The sequence below is a fragment of the Paenalcaligenes sp. genome, from assembly GCF_030152715.1.
Classification (GTDB): Bacteria; Pseudomonadota; Gammaproteobacteria; order Burkholderiales; family Burkholderiaceae_B; genus Paenalcaligenes; species Paenalcaligenes hermetiae.
In genome coordinates this window covers 1-5683 of the sequence record NZ_JASLIX010000008.1, presented here as the reverse complement: position 1 = coordinate 5683, position 5683 = coordinate 1, and the positions used below count along the sequence as shown (strand labels likewise).

The 5683-nt window shown below is 48.2% G+C and carries 7 protein-coding genes; 6 read left to right on the top strand and 1 reads right to left on the bottom strand.

Going from position 1 to position 5683, the window contains the following annotated elements:
• Positions 1-315: 315 nt before the first annotated feature.
• Positions 316-699 carry a 50S ribosomal protein L17 gene (gene rplQ, locus Q1V74_RS00585; RefSeq protein WP_260650582.1) on the top strand — a complete coding sequence of 128 codons (384 nt, stop codon included), beginning with the start codon at positions 316-318 and terminating at the stop codon, positions 697-699.
• Between the two features lie 180 nt (positions 700-879).
• Here the strand turns inward: rplQ and Q1V74_RS00580 are convergent, their stop codons facing one another.
• The gene (locus Q1V74_RS00580) at positions 880-1770 is read right to left on the bottom strand and encodes a LysR family transcriptional regulator (RefSeq protein WP_300646578.1); all 891 of its coding nucleotides are present in this window, start codon (positions 1768-1770) and stop codon (positions 880-882) included.
• Positions 1771-1929: 159 nt separating this feature from the next.
• On the opposite strand from Q1V74_RS00580, the gene Q1V74_RS00575 reads away from it, so the two are divergent.
• From Q1V74_RS00575 to Q1V74_RS00555, 5 genes are all read left to right on the top strand, one after another.
• Entirely contained in the window at positions 1930-2472 is a 543-nt protein-coding gene (locus Q1V74_RS00575; protein WP_260650584.1) for a VOC family protein, read from the top strand.
• On the top strand, positions 2469-3470 hold the full coding sequence (locus Q1V74_RS00570) for a fumarylacetoacetate hydrolase family protein (protein WP_300646577.1): 1002 nt from the start codon (positions 2469-2471) through the stop codon (positions 3468-3470). Before Q1V74_RS00575 ends, Q1V74_RS00570 begins: the two co-directional genes overlap by 4 nt.
• A gap of 55 nt (positions 3471-3525) precedes the next feature.
• On the top strand, positions 3526-4173 hold the full coding sequence (gene maiA / locus Q1V74_RS00565; protein WP_260650586.1) for a maleylacetoacetate isomerase: 648 nt from the start codon (positions 3526-3528) through the stop codon (positions 4171-4173).
• A complete protein-coding gene (gene cutA / locus Q1V74_RS00560) occupies positions 4173-4514 on the top strand; it encodes a divalent-cation tolerance protein CutA (RefSeq protein ID WP_300646576.1) in 342 nt (113 codons plus the stop codon). The genes maiA and cutA overlap by 1 nt, the downstream gene beginning before the upstream one ends.
• A 45-nt stretch (positions 4515-4559) precedes the next feature.
• A partial coding sequence (locus Q1V74_RS00555) for a protein-disulfide reductase DsbD domain-containing protein (protein ID WP_300646575.1) occupies positions 4560-5683 on the top strand: 1124 nt, incomplete at its 3' end.

The window sequence follows — 5683 nt, the reverse complement described above, 5'->3', positions numbered from 1 at the left end:
CCAAGGCAGCCTACGGCAGGGCATGCCGGAAGTAACGCCTGTGGAGATACGAGCAGCGGTTGCGCACTCGGCCCAGGAACCCACCGAAGCGACTCAGGAGTGGCTCAATGCCGCCCCTGAGCGCCGTAGGAATCTCCGGCCTTCAGGCCGGGGAGGATGTCAAGAAGATATTGTCATCGGTTTTTTAAAACTCTGCTATAATTATTCGTCTTTTTTACTGCCAATTGGCCCGCAGCTGTGCTGATAGAAGAGCCTGGGCAGCGTATGGTACTAAGCCATACAAATAAGATTCACTTTATTAATAGGAAAATTATCATGCGTCATCGTCATGGTTTACGTAAACTAAATCGTACTAGCAGCCATCGTTTGGCTATGTTCCGCAATATGTCGGTTTCTTTGATTGAGCACGAAGCCATCAAAACCACTTTGCCTAAAGCCAAGGAATTACGTCGAGTGATTGAGCCTTTGATCACGTTGGCTAAAAACCCAACTGTAGCAAACCGTCGTTTGGCTTTTGCACGTCTACGCGACCGTGATGCGGTGACCAAGCTTTTTGACGTGTTGGGACCTCGTTTTAAAGATCGTAACGGTGGTTACACTCGTGTGCTTAAAATGGGCTTCCGCCAGGGCGACAATGCACCCATGGCCTACATGGAGCTAGTAGAGCGCACCGAAGCAGAAAACAACGACGCTGAATAATAGTTATTAAGCGTGTTAAAAAACCCGTTTCCATATGGAAGCGGGTTTTTTTATGAGGATGCGTTTAGGGTTTGATTGTCTAAGCCCGTGGCAAAAAGGATGATTGGTACAGCTTCAAAAAAACATGTCTACTACCCACAATAACATAAAAAAACGGCACTAAAAGGAAATATAAAACCACTAAAAGGCATCTAATAGTCTATTTTTAAATGCGGTCGCAGCAGGGGCTAAGGTACGCGCAGAACGCTCATAAATATAAAAACGACGGTAGACCGCTGGGTTACTAATAGGTCGCATCACCAGTCCATAGCGCTCGACCAGTGGGCGAGCATAAGGCATACATACGGTTAACCCCAATCCTGCATGCACCATGCTTAAAGCCGTAGACATAAAGCTCACTAAATGGGCCGGTTTAAGATTGAGCTCTGGGCCATGTTCTGTGCTATCTAAATCCCCAGAAAGACGTTTTGTAAATTGACCTTGTAATAAGATGAGAGCTTGGCCTTGTAGCTGTTGCCAAGATAAGTGTTCGGCTTGAGCAAGCGGGTGTTGCGGCGGCAGCACCACATGAAAAGGGCTCTCAAATAATAAAGTGGATTGAATCTCTACGCTGCTATCACGCTCAGGGCCAACGCCGAAATCCACTTCGGCAGCGAGGACTTTGTTGGCCACCTGCTCTACACCGCAATCATAAAGTTGAACCTGAATATCTGGATAGTGCTGGTGAAATTGCGCAATGACGGTGGGAATAACCGTGCTGGAAAGCAGTTGCGGGGCTGCTATACGTACAATGCCTTTTTTTAGCGCTTTTAGGCTAGCGGCCTCGTCTAATACGCTACCTAAGTCCAATAAAATTTTATCGACTAAGGGGTATAAGTCTTTACCCACATCAGACAATTGCACGCGGCGTGTGCTGCGATCAAAAAGCTGCAGACCAAGCGAGCGCTCCATTTGCTTAATTAGGCTGCTTAAAGCGGACTGGGTGATAAATAGGTTTTGAGCGGCGACAGTAAAACTTTGAGTTTTGGCGAGCTCTACAAAGGCACGTAATTGGCGCAGGCTGATATTCATTTGGGCTATCTCTGAGGTTGATCTATTTATTAGTTTAATTGATAAATTAAAGGAAAAAATCCATTTGATTCATAGATGGTTTTCGTTTTTAATGAAGTAGCTATCAGTGTTTTGTCGTCGTGACTTATCTTGATGACGTTCAGCAAGGAGACTGCTGCCATGATTAAAAAAATACACCATGTGGCCTATCGCTGCAAAGATGCGTATGCCACCGCAAAATGGTATGAAAAAAATCTTGATATGAAATTGGTTTTGGCGATTGCCGAAGACAGTGTGCCATCAACGGGTGAGCCTGACCCTTATATGCATATTTTTTTAGATGCGGGAATGGGTAATGTGTTGGCTTTTTTTGAGCTGCCAACACGTCCTGAAATGGGGCGTGATGAAAATACGCCAAAATGGACGCAGCATTTGGCCTTAGAAGTGGATTCCATGGATACCTTATTGCAAGCAAAAGCACGCTTGGAAGCCAATGGTGTCAATGTGATTGGTCCGACGGATCATGCGTTGTTTCAATCTATTTATTTTTTTGATCCCAATGGTCACCGTTTAGAGCTGGCCGTAAATACCCCTTTGCCCGGTATGAATGAAGCCTTGGATGAGGTGAAGTGGGACATGCTCGAGGAGTGGAGTCGCACCAAACGTGCGCCTAAACATGCCGCGTGGTTGCATGATGGAAGCTATAAGGAGATGTTTAAATGAAATTAGCCAGCCTAAAACAAGGCCGTGATGGTGCTTTGGTGGTAGTGAGCCGTGATCTAACCCGTTTTAAGGTGGTGGCAGATATTGCCCCCACTATGCAATACGCTTTAGAAAATTGGGAGCAGTGTGAGCCAGCGCTGCAGCAGGTCTATGAACAAATTAATGCTTCAGCGGATCATACGCAAGCTTTTGATGTGAACTTGTTTCACTCTCCGTTGCCGCGCGCTTATCAGTGGGCAGATGGCTCAGCGTACATTAACCATGTGGAGTTAGTACGCAAAGCACGTAATGCCGAAGTGCCAGCCTCGTTCTACCATGACCCGCTGATGTATCAGGGTGCTTCTGATGGTTTTTTGGCGCCTACGGATAAGGTGGTTGCAGACCCTGACTGGGGCATTGATTTTGAGGCCGAGGTCGCGGTGATTACGGGTGATTTGCCTATGGGGGCAACCGTAGAGCAAGCCGCTCAATCCATTCGCTTGGTGATGCTAGTCAATGATGTGAGCATGCGCGCACTGATCCCTGCGGAACTAGCAAAAGGGTTTGGCTTTTTACAAAGTAAGCCGGCGAGCGCATTTAGTCCGGTGGCCGTTACACCCGATGAATTAGGAGACAAATGGGCCGATCACAAGGTACATCTTCCTTTGCTTGTGGAGCTAAACGGTCAGCCCTTTGGTCAACCCAATGCGGGTGTAGACATGACGTTTAATTTTGCTCAGCTTGTAGCTCATGTAGCTAAAACCCGCACCGTTTGTGCAGGTACGATTGTTGGTTCGGGCACTGTCTCAAATAAACAAGGCAGCTTATGGGGCTCTTCTATTGAAAATGGGGGTGTAGGTTACTGTTGTTTGGCGGAGGTACGTATGTATGAAACCATCGAGCAGGGCAAGCCCTTAACGCCTTTTATGCAGCCGGGTGATGTGGTACGGATTGAAATGAAAGACGAGGCAGGGCAAAGCATTTTTGGTGCGATTGAAAACGAAGTGGAGCGCTTTTAAGCGTTAGCCGATAAGAAAAAAGGGTGCTTTGCCCGCACCCACCAAAGGAGTATTTATGCGTTTATATACGTATTTTCGTAGTTCAGCCGCATATCGAGTGCGTATTGCTTTAGGTTTAAAACAATTGGATTGGGAAGCGGTTCCGGTTCATTTATTGCGTGACGGGGGGCAGCAACACAGCGAGGCGTATAAAAAAAAGAATCCTGCTGAGCTAGTTCCAGTCTTAGAAGACGCAGGACAAGTGTTTACGCAGTCGTTGGCGATCATCGAGTATTTAGATGAGGCGTACCCAACGACACAGGCCTTACTGCCGGATGATCCTGTCGCACGCGCCCATATTCGTGGGTTGGCGCTGCAAATTGCTTGTGATATTCACCCTTTAAATAATTTACGTGTTTTACAGTACCTAGAAAAAAATGCCGCGTGGGATACAGCACAACGCCAGCAGTGGTATTTGCATTGGGTGGGGACCGGGCTAGAAGCCTTTGAAAAACAATTAGCGGTTTATAATACATCGGGTGAGTATTGCTATGGTTCACAGCCAACCTTAGCGGATGTGTGCTTGATACCGCAAGTCTTCAATGCGCAGCGCTTTGGTTATGCAATCGACCATTTACCGCGGGTAGCACAGGCGGTACAGGCTTGCTCGCAACTACCCGCTTTTATTCAAGCTGAGCCTGCTCAACAAATGGATGCAGAGTAATGCAGTTACAGCCTCATTCGGTGGATCAAATTGTTTTAGTCTTATCAAATGCGCCCGACGAGGCGTTGGCAAAACGGATAGCGCACCTCACCGTAGAAGAGGGTTTAGCCGCTTGTGTGAACCTTGGGCGCCCTGCCTTGTCTATGTATATGTGGCAAGGCACGCTGGAGGGCGCCGAGGAAATCCCCCTCACCTTTAAAACCACAGGGGCAAAGGTAGGAGCATTGATGGAAAGAATCCGCTCCTTACACCCTTACGAGGTTCCCGAAATTCTTGTTCTCCCTGTCATTGCGGGGTTGGATACATATATTAACTGGGTAAAAGAACAGACCTCCGCGTAGCCTTGGTGTGATAAAAAGCTAACATCAAACCAAAGGAATGATTCTATGTTGGGTTCTACACCCGCTTGGCAAGGCGGACGGTGGTATCGTCTTTTCTTTTTATTCTGGGTCAGTGTGGTACTGCTCATTGCGCGTCCGGCACAGGCTTTTGATGAGTTTTTAGACCCTGAACAAGCGTTTCAGTTATCGGTAGCCATGCATAGCCCCACCGAGGTGGATGTGCATTTTCAAATCGCGCCAGAATATTACATGTACCAATCGCGGTTTGCTTTTAGTTTGAATGATGACGAGCAAGCGGTGGGTGATCCGGCTTTCCCCCCCGCTCAAGTCATTTATGACCCCACCTTTGATGAGGAAATGGCGGTATTTAGGGAACAGGTAACGGTTCGTGTACCGGTTCAACCCGGCTTAGGTATACCGGGGTTACCCCTGTCATTGGCGATTACGTATCAAGGGTGTGCCGATGCTGGGCTTTGTTATTCCCCTATGACAGAGACGATCCAGCTCACCGCTGTGGAGGGGGGCTACAAAGCGCAAGGGCGCTGGGTAGTGGATAGTGTGCCAGAGCCCTTAGATCATGTGGTCGAGGCCCCCACCACTGCGGTCAGCTTTACCGAGGCATTTAGCTTAAGTGATACCGGTATCGCTGGTTTTCTTGCCCAGGCCTCGTGGGCAGAAATGATGGCCTTGGCTTTTGTGCTTGGTTTGCTGTTGTCATTTACCCCTTGTGTTTTACCGATGGTGCCCATTTTGTTAAGCATTATTGCTGGCCAAGGGGTCAAACCCACGGATTCACGCTGGCGGGGTTTAACGTTGGCCGCGGCTTATGTATTGGGTATGTCGTTGGTTTATACCGCTCTAGGGGTGGCCGCTGGCTTAGCGGGTGCGAGCTTAGCAGCCTGGTTGCAAACCCCTTGGGTATTGAGTCTGTTTGCTGTCATTTTGGCCGTTTTAGCACTCTCCATGTTTGATGTGTATAACTTGCAGGTACCAGCCGGTATGCAGTCATCGTTACAAGGGCGGCTAGCTAAAATTCCCGGTGGTAAATACGGCGGTGTGTTTTTAATGGGCATGCTTTCAGCATTGATTGTGGGGCCATGTGTGGCCGCACCGTTAGCTGGTGTGTTGTTATTTATCTCGCAAACGGGTGATGTGGTCTTAGGGGGCGC